The sequence below is a fragment of the Mesorhizobium sp. M1312 genome, from assembly GCF_040318115.1.
GTDB lineage: Bacteria > Pseudomonadota > Alphaproteobacteria > Rhizobiales > Rhizobiaceae > Mesorhizobium.
In genome coordinates this window covers 1-20,586 of record NZ_JAMYLQ010000006.1, presented here as the reverse complement: position 1 = coordinate 20,586, position 20,586 = coordinate 1, and the positions used below count along the sequence as shown (strand labels likewise).

The 20,586-nt window shown below is 61.4% G+C and carries 17 protein-coding genes and 1 pseudogene; 13 read left to right on the top strand and 5 right to left on the bottom strand.

The features are described 5' to 3' along the window. Positions 1–20 precede the first annotated feature (20 nt). A pseudogene (locus NKH36_RS34810) lies at positions 21–528 on the top strand (HupE/UreJ family protein); the annotation flags it as partial. A 121-nt stretch (positions 529–649) separates the two neighbouring features. Here the strand turns inward: NKH36_RS34810 and NKH36_RS09690 are convergent. The 5 genes from NKH36_RS09690 to NKH36_RS09670 all read right to left on the bottom strand — a co-directional run bounded on the left by NKH36_RS09690 (position 650) and on the right by NKH36_RS09670 (position 5,618). After that, positions 650–1,576 carry a lipase family protein gene (locus NKH36_RS09690; protein ID WP_352957620.1) on the bottom strand — a complete coding sequence of 309 codons (927 nt, stop codon included), beginning with the start codon at positions 1,574–1,576 and terminating at the stop codon, positions 650–652. Beyond that, positions 1,560–1,946 carry a hypothetical protein gene (locus NKH36_RS09685; protein ID WP_352957618.1) on the bottom strand — a complete coding sequence of 129 codons (387 nt, stop codon included), beginning with the start codon at positions 1,944–1,946 and terminating at the stop codon, positions 1,560–1,562. The genes NKH36_RS09690 and NKH36_RS09685 overlap by 17 nt, the downstream gene beginning before the upstream one ends. Continuing rightward, the gene (locus NKH36_RS09680) at positions 1,946–2,692 is read right to left on the bottom strand and encodes a hypothetical protein (RefSeq protein WP_352957616.1); all 747 of its coding nucleotides are present in this window, start codon (positions 2,690–2,692) and stop codon (positions 1,946–1,948) included. Before NKH36_RS09680 ends, NKH36_RS09685 begins: the two co-directional genes overlap by 1 nt. Positions 2,693–3,211: 519 nt before the next feature. Next, a complete protein-coding gene (locus tag NKH36_RS09675) occupies positions 3,212–5,287 on the bottom strand; it encodes a mechanosensitive ion channel family protein (RefSeq protein WP_352957614.1) in 2,076 nt (691 codons plus the stop codon). A 118-nt stretch (positions 5,288–5,405) separates the two neighbouring features. Then, positions 5,406–5,618: a hypothetical protein gene (locus NKH36_RS09670; RefSeq protein WP_502912000.1), complete on the bottom strand. Its 213-nt coding sequence runs from the start codon at positions 5,616–5,618 to the stop codon at positions 5,406–5,408. A 679-nt stretch (positions 5,619–6,297) separates the two neighbouring features. Here NKH36_RS09670 and NKH36_RS09665 point away from each other — a divergent pair. From NKH36_RS09665 to NKH36_RS09610, 12 genes are all read left to right on the top strand, one after another. Next, positions 6,298–7,962, top strand: coding sequence for an arylsulfatase (locus tag NKH36_RS09665; RefSeq protein WP_352957612.1), 1,665 nt, complete (start codon positions 6,298–6,300; stop codon positions 7,960–7,962). 162 nt (positions 7,963–8,124) lie between these two features. After that, on the top strand, positions 8,125–8,679 hold the full coding sequence (locus NKH36_RS09660; protein ID WP_352961763.1) for a hypothetical protein: 555 nt from the start codon (positions 8,125–8,127) through the stop codon (positions 8,677–8,679). Then, positions 8,676–9,677 (top strand): HAD family hydrolase, encoded by a 1,002-nt coding sequence (locus NKH36_RS09655; RefSeq protein WP_352961565.1) that lies wholly within the window; start codon positions 8,676–8,678, stop codon positions 9,675–9,677. Before NKH36_RS09660 ends, NKH36_RS09655 begins: the two co-directional genes overlap by 4 nt. Before the next feature lie 17 nt (positions 9,678–9,694). Beyond that, the gene (locus NKH36_RS09650) at positions 9,695–10,663 is read left to right on the top strand and encodes a formylglycine-generating enzyme family protein (RefSeq protein ID WP_352961562.1); all 969 of its coding nucleotides are present in this window, start codon (positions 9,695–9,697) and stop codon (positions 10,661–10,663) included. 74 nt (positions 10,664–10,737) lie between these two features. After that, on the top strand, positions 10,738–12,060 hold the full coding sequence (locus NKH36_RS09645; protein ID WP_502912009.1) for a DUF3300 domain-containing protein: 1,323 nt from the start codon (positions 10,738–10,740) through the stop codon (positions 12,058–12,060). A gap of 29 nt (positions 12,061–12,089) precedes the next feature. Further along, positions 12,090–13,067: a DUF2950 domain-containing protein gene (locus NKH36_RS09640; RefSeq protein WP_502912008.1), complete on the top strand. Its 978-nt coding sequence runs from the start codon at positions 12,090–12,092 to the stop codon at positions 13,065–13,067. A gap of 35 nt (positions 13,068–13,102) precedes the next feature. Continuing rightward, positions 13,103–13,423: a hypothetical protein gene (locus NKH36_RS09635; RefSeq protein ID WP_352961553.1), complete on the top strand. Its 321-nt coding sequence runs from the start codon at positions 13,103–13,105 to the stop codon at positions 13,421–13,423. Positions 13,424–13,533: 110 nt separating this feature from the next. After that, positions 13,534–14,205 (top strand): hypothetical protein, encoded by a 672-nt coding sequence (locus NKH36_RS09630; RefSeq protein WP_352961550.1) that lies wholly within the window; start codon positions 13,534–13,536, stop codon positions 14,203–14,205. Further along, positions 14,202–16,136 carry a DUF3604 domain-containing protein gene (locus tag NKH36_RS09625; RefSeq protein ID WP_352961547.1) on the top strand — a complete coding sequence of 645 codons (1,935 nt, stop codon included), beginning with the start codon at positions 14,202–14,204 and terminating at the stop codon, positions 16,134–16,136. The genes NKH36_RS09630 and NKH36_RS09625 overlap by 4 nt, the downstream gene beginning before the upstream one ends. A 110-nt stretch (positions 16,137–16,246) precedes the next feature. After that, complete coding sequence (locus tag NKH36_RS09620) at positions 16,247–17,125, top strand: peptidylprolyl isomerase (RefSeq protein WP_352961545.1); 879 nt, start codon at positions 16,247–16,249, stop codon at positions 17,123–17,125. A gap of 98 nt (positions 17,126–17,223) precedes the next feature. Next, a complete protein-coding gene (locus NKH36_RS09615) occupies positions 17,224–18,144 on the top strand; it encodes a HupE/UreJ family protein (protein WP_352961542.1) in 921 nt (306 codons plus the stop codon). Positions 18,145–18,210: 66 nt separating this feature from the next. After that, positions 18,211–20,343: an adenylate/guanylate cyclase domain-containing protein gene (locus NKH36_RS09610; RefSeq protein WP_352961539.1), complete on the top strand. Its 2,133-nt coding sequence runs from the start codon at positions 18,211–18,213 to the stop codon at positions 20,341–20,343. Positions 20,344–20,586 lie beyond the last annotated feature (243 nt).

Here is a 20,586-nt window from a genome sequence, read left to right as displayed (position 1 = left end):
CTCAAAACCGGCAATTCAGATTGTTCGTCGCTGCGTTGATGCTTATCGTGCGCAACTGGCGAACCCTGATGAAAACCATCACCGCGTTCACCGTCGCGCACTCGATCACACTCACGTTCGCCACGCTCGGGTGGGTCGCCCTGCCTTCGGGGCCAGTCGAGATTATGATCGCCTTAAGCATCGTTTTGATCGGCGCCGAGATCATCCGGATGGAGCGGCCGAACCAGTCTCACGATAGCGTGGCCGTGGGCCGTGGCATTCGTGTTCGGATTGCCGCACGGCTTCGGGTTCGCCGGTGCTTTGGTCGATCTCGGCCTGCCCCAAGGGAACATTCCGCTGGCGCTGTTTTGCTTCAACGTCGGCGTCGAACTTGGCCAGCTGATGTTCATTGCCGTCGCGCTGCTCGCCATCCATCTGGTCCGGCGCGTTTATGAATTGCCGCGGCAGGCGGTTGTCGCCTCAGCCTACGTCATCGGGACGATCGCAGCGTTCTGGACCATTGAGCGCTTTGATTCAATGTTCATGTAGCGGGCGTGGAGGGACCCAAGGGTACTATGGAATCCGAGCAGCGACCCACGCGAAGGCTCACCCATGGTGGATGCTCGCCCCCGCTTCGTGGCAACCGCTGAAAGTAATTCACGGGGCTCCTTCAGTTCGAAGCGTGCTTCTTCTTTGGCGTTATGTACCGTTCGCGATCGTTGTAGGAGACCGCGACGGCGCCAGTGGCCTTTGTCGAGAGCCTGTTCAGATAGTTGTCCATATGGTGATCGGCGAGGTCAGCAAAGCTGATCGAACGCCAGAACTCTCCAACGGAAATGCGGTCGGCATTATGGCTTGGCAGGAACACATAATGAGGGCCGTCCAGCAAGATCACTTCCGGCCCGACATGCTCGTAGGATCCTTGGAGGCGGTTGATTAGCGCTGTCACAGGCGGCAACATCGGCACCATATCGTTTTCGTCGACGACACGTGTGATCGAAAGGGACCCTATTCGCTCGACGCCGACCGCCGTGGTGAATTTCGGCTGGCCAAAGGTGACGACCCGAGCAACGTCGTAGCCATCCCGAGCAAGGTATATCGCAAGGATCGCTGCGATCGCGCCGCCAAGCGAGTGTCCTGTCACGAACGTTTTGTAGTTCTGTTTGAGGGAGGGCTTCATGTCGAGGTAGAGGGCGTGCGAGGTGGCGTCGAAGCCTGAGTGGATCGGCAGGCCGAGTTCGAGGTCCGGGCGAATCCTGATCTCGATGTCTTCGAAAATATTCTTCCTGTTGGCTGTCCCCCGGACCGCGATATATTGGGTCCGCGTCTTGTCGTCCCGCTCCACGAAATACTGGGCATCGGTGGCGCCGGGCGAGCCGACGCGCACCGTGGCCGGATACTTGGCGCGGATGACTGCTTCCGTCGCATAGGCCGTTTTCGCTCTGCCGGCATAAGCGAAAAGCTCTGTGAAATCGACATCGGCGGGCGTCACCGTCGATCCCAGCGCCTGCAATTCTTTCGATGACACGCCGACGCACGCCGTCAGCGCCATCGCGCAAAGGGCGATCACTGCGAGCAGTTCAAAGCGACTTTTCACGCGAACCATCTCCTGGCAATTGCTGTGCGATCATGCTGGAGCCGCCGCATCGCCGGTCAGGGGGCTTGGGCACGGCCCGAATTCCGTTTCGCGGAATGCCTTGTGACACCGGCTTCAGCGCCGCGAGGCGGATCATCGATTGCTTGCCTGGCTCGGCTGTGAATTTCGTCTGGATGATCAGCGTCCCGTACTCGACGTCCCCGATCCTGGCTCTTGAACGGGCGATGAGATCGGGCGCCAGTTCGGGGTCGGCGGCAATCTCCTCACCGATCTTCTTGAACAGCTTGCGGATCGGTTCGACATCCGTGTCGAAGGCGACACGGATGGCGACGGCGCAGGGTTTTATGAGTTGGACCGCTTTCAATTGCATCAGTAGCAGGGCGGGTAGGGATAGTAGCCGCACGCCGGGGGCGGGTAATAGGGCGCAGCAGCAGCGGCTGCGCCAATAGCAGCCCCGGCAACTGCGGCTCCCGCGACAGCGCCAGCACCATACCAAGCTCCATGATAGACGGGAGCATGCCAGTAGGCGCCGCCGCCGTATCCACCACCATGCCAGACCGCACCACCGTAGCCGCCCACATGGGCGAAGCCGCCGCCGCCCGGTCCGCGAAACGCAAAGGCATCAATGAAAAGTGCTGCCGGACCGCTCGCGTTGTTCAGACTACCTTCCAAGACGGCAACGTCGAATGTGAGCGTGGTTCCCTCAAGCTTCGGAGCCTTGAGGGTAACCACGGCATCGTTCACCTCTGAACCGTCTCCCCCAAGGACTGAGAGCGTTGCGTTCGGGGGATCGATAGCGAAACTGTCCTTGCCTTCATCCCATTGCATGATGAATTGCTCGGTGGTGACATGGCCGGCGGCCCGCACCGGCCGATCGGCAAATACGATCGAGTTTTTCGAAACGCCGGTCAGGACGAGCTTGCCGCCGTCAAGCTTGGCGCTCTGCGAATTTATGACGGCGAGGGATGGGACGGCGCCTGTCGCTTTGACCTGGCCGATGGTCTTTTCCAGCGGCACGTGAGGCTTCTTGGCGGCTTCTTGCGCCATTGCACCCGCAGTCGCGAGGGCAAGGCCTCCAGCAAAAAATATCATACTCGTTATGCGATTGGCGTTCATACTGAAAATCCTCCTTAGAGATGAGAGCAAGCGGCGTCGCAGACTACAGCGCATCTAGGATGGGCAAATGAAATCCGTGCGGGACGGCCCGTGCCGGGTCAGCTCACCTTCTTGACGGGCGGCACAGTCCAGCTTCCGTCGTTGATGAGACTTCCCTTCGGTACATCCGGAGCACGGGATGAACCCGCCCTTCTTGAGAGAAGTTATGCGCATTTGGCTTACGACGTGAAACGTAACTTACAGTATCCTACAGGCAGATTTTTGCGCCTTCCCGTGTGGCCAAGCAGCTAGTCCTCGATGGCGAGGGCGACCACCGCACGCTGAGCGCCGGCAAGCTGCTAAAGTACCTGAGCAGGTAGCGCCGTTACGCAGGAACTGGTCCATGCTCTGTGCCGCAGGTCATGATCGGCGAATTTCAGAAGTCATGCCTGCCCTTGTCATCACCAACCATAATCGATTGGCCCCAAATTCGGCTTCCTTTGGTTTTGCTTTCGCAATTGGACCTTCGAGCGCGCAGCTCTATGGCGAGTCGCTCACCGCCTCCAAGAGGGCCTTGCTCTTTTTCAGGGTTTGGTTTGCCTGATGAGCAGCGGCCGCAGTCTCCCCGCCACTCTCGACGTGAACGGTGGGAACCGCGATCTTGATACCGTTTTCCGCGAATGCCGATTTGATCATCATGTATGCCCGCCGCTTGATGCCGAATTGGGCCCCGGGTTTTGTCGTCAACTTTATCCTCAGAACGATCGCATAGTCCCCGAAATTGTCGATGCCCTGCATCTTGAGCGGCTCGATCGTGTCAGCCGCAAATTCAGGATCGGCTGCCAGTTCCTGGCCGATCTTCTTGATCAGCTTGCGCGCCAGGTCCACGTCGGAATCATAGGTCACGCCAATCGTGATCTTGTCGATCACCCAATCCCTGCTCATGTTCTGGACCGCCCCGAGCTCACCGAACGGGACGGTATATATGGGGCCGCGATGATGCCGCAGACGCACCGAACGCAGGCTGAAGGATTCGACCGTGCCTTTGTAGCTGCCGCTCTGGATGTATTCACCGACCCGGAAGGCGTCGTCCATCATGTAGAACACGCCGCTCAGCACGTCCTTGACCAGGGTCTGCGAGCCGAAGCCGATGGCGATGCCGAAGATGCCGGCGCCGGCAATCAGCGGGAGTATATGCACGCCGAGCCCAGCGAGGATCGTCAGCACGGTGACCGCGGCTATGAACACGGCAAGGGCGTTGCGGAATATCGGCAACAGCGTGCGCAGCCGGCCGCTGCGGGCCAGTTGGTCGGCGCTGCTCCCATCCGCCGGCGCGAGGTTCGTGTGATATTCGATCAACGCCCTCGACAGTTGCCAGAGCAGGTCGGCGATCAGCAAAATGATGATGCCGTGGAGCAGCCCGGTTATCAGGAAGCCGTCGGTTTCGCTGAAGGTGAGGCTCGCGGCCCTGATCCGCCAGATATGGGCGAGCCATGCGACCGCCGCGGCAATGACCGCCGCCCTGGCGCCCCTGACAATGAGCACGTTGAGTACGACGCCCATCGCGCCGCTGCGCTTCGACCTGCCGGCGAATGCCTGTGCCGCGGCGCCGACGCCGCGCAAGGCTGTCGGCAGCACCAGGGCGAAAATTCCAAGCCACAGGACGCCGAGCAAGCCGGCGACCCAAGCCACCCAGAGCACGATCAGGAACAAGGTGAGAAACGATTGCTTGACCAGAGAGCCTCGCCCGTCGGGCCGTTGCCAGACGACCTCGATTGCGGTCGCCAGAATGCCAAGCCCGAACAGGAAGGCGGCGAGCTCCGCGACCTCTTGAGGGAAGCCCAGGCCAGGCATGAGGCTGGCGATCGCCCAGCCGAACAACAGGAACCCGGCCACAAGGCTGACTCGCCACCGCCAGAAACGGGTCGAAGCTTCGCTTTCGAAAAGCGGAACCGGCCTGTCCGAGGGGTCGCTCGTCGGACCGCCGAACGCAAACAGCAATCGGGCTGCCGCGCGAACGATACGGAACGCGATGAACGCAAGAAGCAGGGTCAGAATGATCCTGCGGAGTAAAGGTGGCCATCCGAATGCCAAGAACGAACCGGCGCTGGCGAGCGCAAAAGTCAGCAGGGCGACAGTCTCGAAGAGGATCGCTTGTCCGGCGTCTTCCTGAGCAACCGCGCTCCTCGTCTTGGCGAGCGCTCGTCGGACCGCCCACTCGGCTCCGAATCCGACCGCGATCAAGGCCGCCAAGATGCCCATAACCAGCCCTGGCCTGCCGGAGTTCACGTCACGCGAGACAATTTCGGCGGCGCGCGACAGTTCTTCCGGAAGGCGCGGGACCGCGGCGCCGAGCGCACCGATACGGGCACGAATACCCGCCTCCAGGCTCAAGATGTCCTCGGAAATGGACAGGCCGGGCTTGTCCGTGGCCGCTGGAATCTTTCTCTCGAGCCATGCCTTTAGTTGCGGATCGGACAAAAGCTCGAGGAACTGCTTTGCCTTTTCGGGCGGAAGATCGGGGGAAGGCTGTTGCGCTAGCGAAGTTCCCTGCAAGAGCGCTAGCAAGAGCACGACGACAACCGGCAAGAACCTGAGCCGTAGCTTGTTCTTCATGAGTGCCTCGAGTTTTGAATGCCGCAACTGCACATGTTGGCTCCTCGCCCTTTTATGGGCAACTGTTCTGCCCGCATGCTACGTCTCCGGGGAGCGTGGCTGCAAGGTAAGGGCGCAGTCAAAATCCATCGGATTCCTTGTGCCGTTGAAACCGGACCACGAGTCCCAGAATCGGACCTGCTGCAGGACATCGATAACCGTCGTCGTTGCTGTAGTCGACGCCCAGTGCCCGGTACCGGATGACCGATGAGATGCGGTCGTTGAAACGGTAGCCGATCGCCCCGGCGACATCCCAGTCGATGTCGGCTTCGCCGGCGCCGACGAGCCCCATAGGTCAGATAGACCTTGGGCGTGACTGAATGGTTTCCGCGAAGACCGGCCTGGCATCCACCCAGGTTGCCGTCGCTTCGCGAGACAACCGTTGAGAAGGCTGCCGCTAATTTGCGGATCGCAAATTCGGCATGCGGCAGGCGTCGCTTGCCGCCGAATATCACTGCTCCCCGCCAGGAGGTTTGCCGTTTGCTGCCATACCGCCCTCCCTTATGCGCGAGAATGCGCATAGTCTTTTTGATGGTGCCAGTATCAGTATGTAAGTTACGTAGTCGGACTGTTGCTCGGTGCAGCTTGTATCCGGCGATGGCCGAGATTGACACGCTTGTGGCAGCGGTCCTCAAAGAACCCGCAATGTCTTGCCGATCCAAGCCAAGGCTATTGCGCGATATATCGGCGCCGGGAATTGGATCTCCCTACGGTCATTTGTCCCGTCGAGCTAGACCGTATCCTGGATAGCCCCGCTTTCGATGGAACCGGGCGGATTCTGCCTGTAGGTTACTGTTAATTACCTTCCGCCCCGAGCGGCAATAGGCAAACCTCACGAAGGACGATTTTGTCGAAGGCATGGCTGAAGCGTCCTGCTCCGAGTTCGTCTCGTCGACAGAACGCGGAGCATGCCGGGGAACCGAAAACTCGGCTCATCCTGGAAAAGCGGTACAATCAAAGGAGGACGTCAGGTGAGTGACAAGCAAGCGAATCCAGACCGACAACCGAACCGGCGCGACATTTTGCTGACCGGAGGATCTGTGCTCGCCATTTCGGCGGTCGCATCCGGAATATCCACTAGCGCGAAAGCTCAAGCAGCCGGCGCGAAGCCCAACATCGTCGTCATCATGGGGGATGACATCGGCATCTGGAACATCGGCGCCTATCATCGCGGCATGATGGCAGGACGCACGCCGAACCTGGACAAGCTTGCCGCCGAAGGCATGCTCTTCACCGACTATTATGCCGAAGCGAGCTGCACGGCGGGCCGGGCGGCCTTTGTTACGGGCCAGCTTCCGATCCGTACCGGCATGACCACGGTCGGCCAAGCCGGTTCCCCGGTCGGCCTGCCAGCCGCAGCAATGACGATCGCGACGGCCCTAAAGCAAATGGGCTATGCCACGGGTCAGTTCGGCAAGAACCACCTCGGTGACCTCAACGAGTTCCTGCCGACGGTGCACGGTTTCGACGAATTCTTCGGCTACCTCTATCATCTCGATGCGATGGAGGACCCGGCTCACCCCGGCTATCCGCAGGAGCTGCTGAATACGGTCGGCCCCCGCAACATGGTTCACAGCTGGGCGACCGACACAGACGATGCGACTGTGGATACGCGCTGGGGCAAGGTCGGCAAGCAGAGGATCGAGGACGTCGGGACGCTCTATCCCGACCGGATGGAAACCGTGGACGACGAAATTCGCGACCTCGCCTTCAAGTTCCTGGACAACGCCAAGACCGAAAACAAGCCGTTCCTGCTGTGGCTCAACCCGACCCGCATGCACATCGTCACGCACCTATCCCCGAAGTACGAGGCGATGCGCAATTCGGAGAATGGGTGGTCATTGCAAGAAGCGGGCATGGCCCAACTCGATGACATCGTGGGCGCGACCATGCAGAAGCTCGAGGATCTGGGCGTCGGCGACAACACCATCTTCCTGTTCACGACCGACAACGGCACCGAGACGTTCACCTGGCCCGACGGCGGCAACACACCCTTCAAAGGTCAGAAGGGCACCATCTATGAAGGTGGCTTCCGCGCGCCGGCAATAATGCGATGGCCCGGCCAAATCCCTGCCGGAAAGGTGGAGAACGGCATCGTCTCAGGCCTCGACTGGCTACCCACTTTCGTTGCCGCAGCAGGCAATCCGAACATCAAGGATGAATTACTGAAAGGAAAGCAGATCGGCGAGCGGACCTACAAGAACCATCTCGACGGTTACAACCAGTTGGACCTGATTACCGGCAAGGGACCCTCGGCCCGTCACGAAATATTCTATTTCGGCGAAAGCACGCTCGGCGCGGTGCGCATCGATGACTACAAGTATCGCTTCATCGATCAGCCCAGCGGCTGGATTGGCGTCAAGAACAAGCTTAACGCGCCGGCCCTGACAAACCTGCGCCTCGATCCGTTCGAGCGTTTTGGCGATCCGGAAAACGGAACATTGGAGGGCGCTCAAGGAAGTTTCATGGGCTGGTTCGTGTACGAGTTCTGGCGTTTCGTGTTCGTCCAGCAGGAAGTGGCCAAGCTCGCCAAGACGGCAATCGAATATCCACCCCTGCAGGCGGGCGCGAGCTTCAACCTCGAAGCGGTGAAAGTACAGATCGAGGACGCCATGAAGCAACGCGCAGGGCAATAGGCGCTCTCGTCAGCGGCGGCGGGGGGGGCCCCCCGCCCCCCCGCCGCTCGAACCAGCGCAGGCCGGAGCATGCTGTCCGCGAGTATTGGAAAGGCCGCGACACTCCGCTTGCGGCCCTCTCACGAGGCGGCCGGTTCCTTTGAAGGCAGTAGTAACATGCCGATGGCAACAGCGAACAACAATCCTTCGACCGAGACCATTGCCCAGAGGGCGAAACAGGAGCTGCGAGAGTATGCGCTGCTATCAGTATATCTATTCGTCTGCTTTGGTGCGCTCATTCTCTACAAGACAGCGATCCTTGGCGACGAGGGCATCAGCTATCTGCCATCAGGGCTGGCGGCCATCAAGGCACTGATCCTGGCGAAGTTCATAATGCTCGGACACATGATCCGATTGGGCGACCGGCGTCGAAGCAGGGTAGTCTACGTCATAGCCTACAAGGCCTCACTCTATCTGATCCTGCTTCTCGTTCTCTCGGTCGTCGAGGAGGTCGTCGTCGGGCTGGTTCACGGGCGAACGATCGCCGCTTCGCTCGCTGATTTCGGAGGAGACAAGCTGCCGCAGACGCTCGCGACAAGCCTGATCATGCTGCTGATATTGATCCCATACCTGGCATCCAGGGAACTCAACGTCGCGCTTGGGGAAGGCAGGCTTTGGACGCTGCTGATCGAACACCGTCCCGCTCAAATTACAGAAAGCAAAGGTGTCAAGCCATGACCGTTCTCGCTCGCGCCGCCAGGCGCTATTTGCTGCCCCTTGTTCTGTTGATGGCGATTGCGCCTTCCGCGCAAGGCGCGGAAGTACTCGCGTCATGGAACGAAGGCGAGGCGAAGCAATCCATCGTGCGGTTCGTCGAAAGCGTGACCAAGGGAGAGTCGGCGGATTTCGTGCCTGTCCCCGAACGCATCGCGGTGTTCGACAATGACGGGACGCTGTGGGGCGAACAGCCTATGTATTTTCAGCTTCTGTTCGCGCTCGACCGGGTCAAGGTGCTCGCTCCCCAACATCCCGAATGGAGCACGCAGGAGCCCTTTGCCTCGCTGTTGAAGGGCGATGTGAAAGCGGCGCTAGCTGGCGGAGAACACGCGATCCTGGAGATCGTGATGGCCGCGCATTCGGGCATGACCACCGACGAGTTCGAACAGATCGTCCGCGACTGGTTTGCGAGCGCCAAGCATCCGAAGACAGGCAAACCCTACACGGAGATGATCTACCAGCCGATGTTGGAGCTGCTGGACTATTTGCGCGCCAACGGTTTCAAGACATTCATAGCCTCGGGCGGCGGTATCGAGTTCGTGCGAGTATTCAGCGAGCGGGTTTACGGCATTCCCCCCGAGCAGGTGATCGGCAGCAGCGGCAAAATGAAATTCGAGTTGAAAGGGGACCAGATGGTTCTCAACAAACTACCGGAAGTCGATTTCATTGACGACAAGGCGGGCAAGCCGGTGGCCATCCAAAAGCATATTGGGCGGCGGCCGATCGCGGCCTTCGGCAATTCCGACGGCGATCTGCAGATGCTGCAATGGACCTGCGCCGGACCAGCCCCGCGCTTCTGCCTCTATGTCCATCATACAGACGCGGAGCGCGAATGGGCCTACGACCGGCTGTCGAGCATCGGCCGTCTGGACAAGGGTCTCGACGCCGCAGCCGATTCTGGTTGGACGGTTGTCGATATGAAGAAGGATTGGAACCGGGTGTTCGCCTTCGAGAAGTAAGGATTCGGAGCAAGACGATGAGTCGAGTTGTGGAACGCCAGGCCCAATCTACACAGGTCGAAGAGCCGTCCCTGAACATGGTCTGGATTCCTGGCGGTACATTCCTCATGGGATCGGACAAGCACTATCCCGAAGAAGCCCCGGCGCATAGGGTGACAGTGGGCGGCTTCTGGATGGACGTCTGCACCGTCACTAACAGCGAGTTCGCTCGCTTCGTCGACGCAACTGGTTACGTCACCTCGGCCGAACGTCCCGTAAATCCCGACGATTATCCCGGAGCGAAGCCGGATATGCTGGCGCCATCGTCGGTGGTGTTCAGCAAGGCCAAACAGCGTGTCGATCTTCGCGATCATTACAATTGGTGGGTGTACGTTCGCGGCGCCAATTGGCGCCATCCGCGCGGGCCGGCGAGTTCGATCAAGCGGCTGGCCGACCATCCGGTCGTGCATGTGAACTTTGAGGATGCCGAAGCCTACGCATCGTGGGCAGGCAAGGAATTACCCACCGAGGCCGAGTGGGAATTCGCGGCGCGTGGCGGGCTCGACGCGGCCGAATTTGTCTGGGGCGATGAAATGGCGCCCGATGGCCGACACATGGCCAATATCTGGCAAGGCGAGTTCCCGTGGCAGAATCTCTGCGAGGACGGCTACGAGGGGACGTCACCCGTCGCCTCCTTTGCCGCCAACGGCTACGGCCTCTACGACATGGCTGGCAATGTCTGGCAGTGGACCACGGACTGGTACCAGGAACACGGCAAGATCGACAGCCCGTGCTGCACGGTTGACAACCCCCGCGGTGCCAAACGGGACGACAGCCTCGATCCACGGCAGCCGCAGATCAGAATCCCACGCAAGGTGATGAAAGGCGGATCGCATCTTTGCGCGCCCAGCTATTGCCGGCGCTACCGTCCGGCCGCCCGAATGGCGCAGCCCGTCGACACCTCAACGTGCCATCTGGGGTTCCGCTGCATTGCACGCAGAACGTGACAATATTGCAAAAAGCCCGGCCTTAAGGCTTTGCCGAGACAGACAGGGAGGATCGAAGCATGACGGGCAATGATATGTTGAAGGTCGGCGCTGCGGCGCTGGCGCTACTGCTTGCCGGGTTTGGTTCGGCGCATCCTGTCTTTGCACAAGAACAGGTCGCGGCGGCTGACCCATCCGGCGATGCGGCGGCCTCGCCGGAGCCGTTGAGCGCCGACGAGATGGAGGTGCTGGTCGCGCGCATCGCGCTCTATCCGGACGAGCTGGTCGCGGTGATTACGGCGGCTGCGCTTTATCCGCTGGAGATCGTCGAGGCGGCGCGCTTCCTCGAGCGGTACGAGAAGGACAAGAGTTTGAAGCCGAAGGAGAGTTGGGACGGCTCCGTGGTGTCACTGCTCAACTATCCGGACATCGTCAAGATGATGAGCGACGACCTCGAATGGACGCAGGCGCTCGGCGACGCCATTGCCTACCAGCAGAAGGACGTGCTGGTTGCCATCCAGCAGCTGCGCGACGAGGCGGTCGCCAAAGGCGTCATCAAGACCGACGACAAGATCCAGGTGGTCAAGGAGAACGACAATTTCGTCATCAAGTCGGCGAGCCCCGACGTGATCTACGTCCCGCAGTATCCGCCGCAGATGTTTTATGAGCCGGATTACGTGTGGGAACCGATCCGCTATTATCCCGATCCTTACCCCAATTATTGGTATCCGGGAGCGACCTTTTTCGCCGGGGCGGTGACCGGCGCCATCTGGGCCGCCGCCGTCGACTGGGACGACTGGGGCGTATGGGGCGGTGGCTGGGACGGCAACGACATCGATATCGACTGCAACAACTGCTTCAACAACCGCGACTTCAACGGCAAGATCAATTTCAACGACGTGGATTGGAAAAACATCGACCGCGACAAGATCAACATCGACCGCAACCAGTTCAACAAGTTCGACCAGAACAACATCAAGAACCGCATCGAGAAGGACGGCGACAACGCCATCCGCGACCGCGCCCGCGACGTCAAGAAGAACGACAAACTCGCCAACAGGGTGCCTGGCAAGACGGCTGCAACGAGAGACATCCGCAAGAGCACGCTGGACGGGCTGAAGGCCAAGCCCGCCAACGTGACCCGCCCCGCCAAGCCCGCCAACATCCAGAAACCTGCGGCCAAGCCTACCGCCAATCGCCCGGCGGCGAAGCCGGCCAAGGTGGACCGCCCGGCTGGCAAGCCGAAACCCGCGGCCAAGGTCGACAACCGGCCGAACAAACCGTCGGGGGTTGGCAACGTCGATCGCGGCAAGGCGACCAAGGTCAGCTCCAACCGCGGCCACCAATCGATGGGTGGCGGCAGCCGTGGCGGCGGCCACAAGCAGATCAAGCGCCCCAGTGGCGGACGCCAGCGTTAACGGAACGCGAGGACAGGGTCATGACACAGATGTTCAGCACCACCCGTCACAGGGGAGTTTTGCGTACAATCCTTCTCCGCTCTGTCTGCGCCGTGGCGCTTGCAGTGGGCATCGCTGTCCCGCAGTCAGCCGCCGCACAGGATGCGCCGGAGGCGCCGGAGATCACCGCGTTTGCGGCCGCCGCCGAGCCGCCCGTCTTCGACACGCCGGAAGCGGCTGTCGAGGCGTTCAAGAAGGCACTGGGCGACGCCGGCAACGGTGCGGTTGCGGCCCTTCTCGGCCTCGATGCGGAAAAGCTGAAGGCCGACGAGAACTCGGACGAGACGCTGGCGGCGATCAAGGAGGGTGTGGCCAAGCAGCTTGTCGTCGATGGCGAGGACGACCGCCGCACGCTGCAGATCGGCGACAAGCTGTGGCCGCTGCCTTTTCCGATCGTCAAGGGTGAGGACGGTAAGTGGGCTTTCGACACCTATGCCGGGCTCGAGGAGATCGTGAACCGGTATGTCGGCGAGAACGAGCTCACCGCGATCGAGACGATGCGCGCCTATGTCGACGCGCAGGAGGACTATGCGTCGCAGGACCGCGACGAGGATGGCGTGGAGGAGTTCGCGCAGAAACTGATCAGCTCGGAAGGCGCGACCGACGGTCTCTACTGGCCGACCGACGACATCAACGGCGAGAGCCCGGCCGGTGGCAATATCGATCAGGCCGAGCTTGAGGATGCGGCCAAGGGCGAAGGCTATTTCGGCTACAAGTACAAGCTTCTGACCGGCCAGGGCGACCATATCGCCGGCGGCGCCTACGACTACGTCATCAACGGCAACATGATCGCCGGCTTCGGCCTCATCGCCTGGCCTGCCAAATACGGCGAGACAGGCGCAAAAACCTTCGCCGTCAACCAGCACGGCGTCGTCTACGAGACCGACCTCGGCCCAACCACCGAGCAGATCGTCAAATACATCGATCGCTTCAACCCGGATGACACCTGGCAGATCGTGGCCGACTGAGAGAAAAGCGTTCTAGTTGTCTGCGGACAACTGGAGTGACAGTCGCCCGCGTCACCGGCGTCGCGCTGCTCGCGCTGGCAGTAAGTAGTTGGATGGGCCGGCAGGATCAGGGAAGGAGCTCGCCGCTGGCGGGAATGCTGACCTACAACGTCCTTGCCGCCATCTATCTCGCCTATCTCAGGACGGAAGGTGCCCAGGTCGGAAACTATTGTGGCCGACGGTTGTTCTCCATGCCGCACTGGGCCTGCATTTTGTTCACGCCTGGTTTTCCTTCCAACCTGGATCACTTCGGAAATTCTGAGGGTGTGGCCCATGAGATCCCACCCCAACGAATTCCGCCTGTAGGATACAGTTAATTACGTTCCGTGCCGCCGAACAATGCGCGAGCATCACCAAGGGCAGGCAAAGCCCCTCGGAACGGCCAGCCCGGCTGGACGACGCGACCTTCCTATTAGGTGGGAGCACTATGAGAGTTCTAGCGTTGAGAAAGTCCGGCGTTGTCTGGCTAACCCTGATGGCGGGGGTGATGGCTCCCTCTTCGGAAGCGGTCGCGTGCGGCTACGACAGCCCGCAGTCGGTTTCGCGCGGCGTTTTGAACTGGGCCTATCCGGATTCGCTTCATGTCATCGGTGCCATATCGCGGGAGGTCGCGGCGCGGCGGCTGCCCTTGGCGAATTTCAATCGGGCCGGAACAGATTTGTTCGGGCAGCGATTTCGCGTGACCCGGACGGCGCTCACCGGGTTCGCCGAATTGCTCCGCGCCGCTTCATCCGAGCCATCGCAGCCAGCCTTTTCCCTTGTCCTTGTCGAGCCGGTGCTTTGGACCCGCTTCGAGCCGAGCGCCGATGGCTTGCATGCCAAGGTCCATGTTGCCTCCGCCGAACCGGGCGATCTGGTTCTAGTAACCGGCGAGGCTGTCATCAGCGAGATCGCGCTCGGCCGGCTGGCTGTCGGCGAGGCCGGCGAGCGCGGCCTCATTCGCTTCTACGGATCCGAGAAGCAGAAGTCGGACTTCATCGGCACCTATCGACACGCCGGAGGCCAACCTATTGCCAAGTGGGGAGCGAGCCATGCGGCGATGCCGCCTGCCGCCCAGCTCATCATTGACGCAGTTCAACCTTCAGGAGGGAATCCATGACGAAGACATTGCTGTACGGGACGGCACTAGCAAGCCTGATGGGCTTCGCGCTTCCGGCGATTGCGCAGGACGCCGGGGCCCTGGACAAGGGAAAAGCCGACGCCGCGCACCATCACCCGCCGGCCTACTCGCCATACGCGGAGCGCGACTTCCCGACGCGCCCATTCTTCGGCGATACGCATCTGCACACCGCGTTTTCTATGGACGCAGGCGCATTCGGCGCCAAGCTGACACCGCGGGACGCTTACCGCTTCGCCAGGGGCGAGGAGGTTACCTCGTCCACCGGCCAGCCGGTGAAGCTTTCCCGCCCGCTCGACTTTCTCGTGGTCGCCGATCACTCCGACAATATGGGCTTCTTCCCGGATCTGTTCGCCGGCAAGCCTGAGGTGCTGGCTGACCCTACCGGCAAGAAATGGTACGACATGATACAGTCCGGCAAAGGCGCGGATGCGGCGATCGAGATCATCGTCGCCTTCTCGCACGGGACGTTCCCGAAGGATATCATGTATTTCCCGGGCACGCCCGCCTACAAGGGCGCGTGGCAGGAAACGATCGCCGCCGCCGAGGATTACAACAATCCCGGCCTTTTCACCGCCTTCATCGGCTTCGAGTGGACGTCGAACACCGGCGGAAACAATCTGCACCGCAACGTCATATTCCGCGACAATGGCGACAGGGCGAGCCAGGTCGAGCCGTTCACCGTCTATCCGCCGTACGGCAGCGACAACCCGGTCGATTTGTGGAAATGGATGGGCGCCTACGAAGTGAAGACCGGCGGCGATGTGCTCGCGATCGCGCATAACGGCAATCTCAGCAGCGGCCTGATGTTCCCCACCGTCGAGCAGTTCGGCAAGCCGGTCGACCGCGAATATGTCGAGCAGCGGGCGAAATGGGAGCGGCTCTACGAGACCTCGCAGACCAAGGGCACCGGCGAGTCGCATCCGTTCCTCTCACCGAACGACGAATTCGCCAGTTTCGAGATCTGGGACAAGGGCAATCTGGACGGCAGCGTTCCCAAGACCAAGGAGATGCTCGAGTTCGAGTATGCCCGCTCGGCCTATAAGAACGGACTGAAGCTCGAGCGGGAGCTCGGCACCAACCCCTACAAGTTCGGCCTCGTCGCCAGCAGCGATGCGCACACCGGTCTGACCGCGATGGAAGAGGACAATTTCTTCGGCAAGACCACACCGCAGGAGCCGAGCCCGGAACGCATCGGCGCAACCTTTGTCAACAATGCCCAGACCGGTGTCAAAATCATGGACTGGGAGGTCGGCGCCTCCGGCTACGCAGCCGTCTGGGCCAAGGACAACACCCGCGAATCGATCTGGGATGCCATGCAGCGCAAGGAAACTTACGCCACCACCGGCCCGCGCATGGCGGTTCGGTTCTTCGGCGGTTGGGAGTTTGCAAGTGAGGATGCGCAAAGTCGGCTGCCGGGGCAGATCGGCTACACCAAAGGCGTGCCGATGGGCGGCGATCTTCGCGCAGCCCCTGAAGGCAAGAAACCGACCTTCCTGGTCGCCGCCTTGAAAGATCCGCTCGGCGCCAACCTCGACCGCTACCAGATCGTCAAGGGCTGGCTGGAGGCGGACGGCAAACTGAACGAGAAGGTCTATGACGTGGCGTGGTCCGGCGACCGGAAGCCCGACGCGGGTACCGGCAAGCTGCCATCGGTCGGCGACACTGTGGATGCCGCGAACGCCGGCTGGACCAATACGATCGGCTCCCCGGAGCTCAGCGCGGTGTGGGAGGACCCGGATTTCGACGCGAGCCAGCCGGCCTTCTACTATGGACGGGTGATCGAGATCCCGACCCCGCGCTGGACCGCCTACGACGTCAAGCGGTTCGGCGTAAAGGCCTTGCCAGGCACGGCGATGACCATCACCGAACGGGCCTACACCTCGCCGATCTGGTGCACGCCAGGCACTTGAAGAAGGAAGCGACGCATCAAGACAAGGCAGACGCCCAGAGGCGTCTGCCTACCGCTCGCCAAGGCGGCACCAACTCATCGACACCGCCTAGCTAGCAAGGACGCCGCCCAATGAAACTTTTTCATGAACCCTTGCTGCATTTTGTCGTGGCGGGCACCGTGCTGTTCGCTGCCTTTGCATGGCTTGGCGACAGCGAAGAGCAGACGAAAAGCATCGAGCCGGTGCGTGTCGGCGACGGCGAGCTGAAGTGGCTCACCGAAACTTTCAAGGGCCAGTGGCAGCGTCCCCCGGATGGCCAGGAGCTGCAAGCCTTGATTGCTGAACTGATAAAAGAGGAACTATTCGCTCGCGAGGCGCGGGAAATGGGTCTCGAAGAGCACGACACGATTGTCAGGCGCCGGCTGGCCCAGAAACTGGAGTTCCTGCTCAAGGACACTGCCAAGGTCGTCGAGCCGACGGTAGCCGATCTTAGAAAATACTATGAAGCCAATCTCGACCTGTTCCGCGTCGCAAGCAAGGCAAGTTTCCGACAGGTCTATTTCAATCCGGACGGCCGCAAGGACGCTGCCGCCGATGCGGCCGATATGCTCGAACGGCTCCAGGCCGGCAATGCCGGCGACGTGGCGGAATTCGGCGACAGATTTCTGCTCGGCACCGAGTTCAAGAACCTCGGGGAACAGGAGGCGACCGGGATGCTCGGCGAGGAGCTTTCGCGCGAGATCTACGCCGCGAGAACGGGAAGCTGGGCCGGCCCGTTCAAGTCCGGCTATGGCTACCACCTGATCAATGTTTCCGAGCGGAACGAACAGGGTTCGCGTCCTTTCGAAGAGGCACGTGAGGCCGTGTCAGCCGAATGGCTCAGAGATCGCCAGGACGAAGTCAGCCGCGACTACATTGCACGGCTGCGCGAGAAATACGGTGTCGTCTATGGTGACGAGGTGGCGAAGCTGCTTTCTCCTGGCCCGAAAGCCGATGTGGCGTCGCGATGAGTCCGGTCCGTTTCCTAGCCTTACTCCTGCGGTTCGGGCGCGCTGCATTGCTTTTGGTTGCGGCATGCGTTGGGGCCTCCCCGGCCCTGACACACGAGATGCGCCCGGCGTTTCTAGACCTTCGAGAGGAAAAACCGGGTGAGTTCAGCGTAACCTTCAAGACACCGATGCAGGGCGACTTCAGGCTCGCACTTTCGCCGCGCTTTTCTGGCGCGGTCGAGAATCTGACGCCGGTGGTGTCGCGCGCGACGGGCGACGCCATGGTTCAGACGTGGCGGATTGCAGCGATCGAACCGCTCGCCGGCCAGAAAGTGAGCATCGAGGGCCTATCGCAGACCATGACCGACGCGCTGGTGCGCATCGAGTTCGCCGATGGCGGCACATGGGTCGAGCGGCTCACCCCTAGCGCGCCCGACGTGGCGCTCCCCGCGACGCAGAACCCTTGGGAGGTGGCCGCGACCTATTTTCGCCACGGCATCGAGCACATCGCCTCCGGCATCGACCACCTCCTGTTCGTCGCCGCGCTGATGTTGATCGTGCGCGGCTGGCGACAGATAGTCGAGTCGATCACTGCGTTCACCGTCGCCCATTCGATCACGCTGACTCTCGCCACCATCGGCTGGGTCACTTTGCCGTCGGCGCCGGTGGAGGCAATGATCGCCCTCAGCATCCTGCTTGTCGCGACCGAAATCGTTAGGATGGAGCGCGGGCAGTCGAGCCTGACCATCCAATGGCCTTGGGTCGTCGCCTTCGCTTTCGGCCTGCTGCACGGCTTCGGCTTCGCCGGCGCCCTGGTTGATCTTGGGCTGCCGCGCGGCGATATTCCGCTCGCTTTGCTGTCGTTCAATATCGGCGTTGAAATCGGGCAGCTCCTATTCATCGCGGCGATCCTGCTCGCCGTTCATTCGATACGGCGCATCATCACGATACCGCGGCGAGCTATCGTCGCTTCGGCCTATGTGATCGGAACCGTCGCGGCGTTCTGGAGCATCGAGCGGCTGGACGCGATGTTTCTATGAGGGAGGCATGAACACATGCGTGATCGGTCCAGGCGGCAGCGGTCTTCTGCGAGTCAGAGTTGAGTCATGTCTTCTACAGATGTGACCGGCTCATCTCGACCCGCACGCTGGGGCTTGGCCGCGAAGCTGTTTACAACCCTCGTCCTGCTCGGCGCTATCGCGGTGCTGGTGACCGGGGTGCTCGGTTACTTCCGCGCACAGAATGCTCTCGAAAAGGCAGTCTTCGACCAGCTCACGGCCGCCCGCCAGACCAAGACGCGCCAGGTTGAAACCTACTTCCGCACGATACAGGCCGATCTGCGCCTGCTCGCCACCTCCAAGATGGTGGTCGATGCGACGCGCGAGTTCCGGATCGCAGTCGACCAGCTCGACCGGGCGGGTGTGCCGCCCGAACTGCAGAAGAAGGTCGGCGACTGGTACGTCGCGAACTTCATTCCCCAAATGACGCGCATCCTGGGCAGGGAACCAGCCCTGTCGGACTACCTGCCAGTCGGTGGCGCCCCCTACCATCTGCAGTATCACTACATTGTGGAAAATCCGAACCCGGCGGAGCGGCGCAAGCTTCTGGACGATGCCGGCGACGGGAGCGACTACAGCAGGCTGCACGCCGTGTATCATCCATTGATGCGCGCCGCGGCTACGACCGTCGGCTTTTTCGATTTCATGATCGCCGATCCCAAATCCGGTCGCCTGATCTACACCGTCCAGAAGGAGGCCGACTTCACCACGTCCCTCCAGTTCGGTCCGTACCGCCGCTCCAACGCCGCCGCCGTCGTCGCCCGCTGCGCGGAGAGCGCCGACCGATCGGCCGTCTGTCTCGAGGATTTCGCTCCTTATGCGCCCTCTGGCGGCGCGCCGATTGCCTTCATGGGAGCACCGGTGATCGACCAGGGGATCGTCATCGGCGTGCTGATCGCGCAATTGTCGAACGAGGAGATCGACGACGTCGTGACCGGCGGTCGCCGCTGGCGGCAGGAAGGATTCGGCCACACGGGTGAGGCCTATCTCGTCGGTCCCGATTATCTGGTGCGCTCCGGCCCGCGGGCGTTTTACGAGAATCGAGACGGCTACTTCGCCGAACTAAAGTCCGTCGGCGCCGACGACGAGGAGCTCGACGCAATTCAGCGTTACGGGACTCCGGTGCTGCATCAGCGCATCGACACCAAGGCTACCCAGGCGGCACTGGCCGGTGTCGAGGGTACCGGCGAGATCATCGGATACCGTGGCGTCCCGACGCTCGCTTCGTGGGGGCCGCTGGCGATTCCCGGCGTCAAGTGGGCCCTCGTCGCCAAGATCGACAGCGCCGAGGCCTTCGCGCCGATCGCCCGGCTCCGCCAGGATCTGCTGCTCGTAGGGGGACTGGCGCTGCTGGTGGTGGCCGCCACCGCCGCGTGGCTGTCGCGCGCGCTGCTCGGACCGCTGCGCGAGCTCACTGCCGGAGTAAAACGCTTCGCTGCCGGCGACTACGGGGCCAGCGTGCCAGTGCGCACGCGCGACGAGATCGGCCAGCTGTGCGCAGCTTTCAACGGAATGGTCGAGGAACTGCGTGAAAAGAATGTCGTCATCGAGAACAAGAACCGCGAGAATGAGGAGCTGCTGCTGAACGTCCTGCCGGCGCCGATCGCCAACCGGCTGCGGGCCGGCGAGGACAAGATCGCCGACGGCTTCGCGGAGGTCACGGTGGCCTTCGCCGATCTTGTCGGTTTCACAGCTCTCACATCGGAAATGCCGCCGCAGGAGGTCGTGACGTTTCTCAACGGGCTGTTCACGCGCTTCGATGCCGCGGCCAACGATCTCGGCATCGAGAAGATCAAGACTGTGGGCGACGCCTATATGGCGGTGTGCGGCCTGCCCGTGCCGGTCGCCAACCACGCCGAGCGCATGGTGCGCATGGCCATCCGCATGGTCCACATTACCCGCGAGCACGCCATGGAGCACAACGTCCCGATGAAGCTCAGGGTTGGCGTCAACAGCGGGCCGGTGGTGGCCGGCGTCATCGGCAAAAGCAAGTACATCTACGACCTGTGGGGTGACACGGTGAATCTCGCGAGCCGCATGGAATCAGGTAGCATTCCCGACGCGGTTCAGGTGACGCGGGCCGTCTACGAGCGACTTAAGGACCAGTTCGTTTTCGAGCCGCGCGGCGCTATAGAAGTCAAGGGCAAAGGGAAAGTAGAGGCCTGGCTCTTGAGGTTGTAGAGTCGTGGGCATCAGCCTGAGCCGGCCCCCGTCCAATTATCCGCCTGAATGCTTTGAAAAAATGCAAGCATCCCCGGGGCGTAAAGGGTGATTGGCGGTTCGCCGGATGCTAATGCAAATGGCTCACGAAAGTCAGCAATTGGGTGGGATCGCGACCTTAGAGCGGGATGAATTGAGTCTGAATCGAAAGGGGATTCCCAAAGGCGAGCAAATCTGATTCAACCTGCTGGCTGGGTCAGGAGG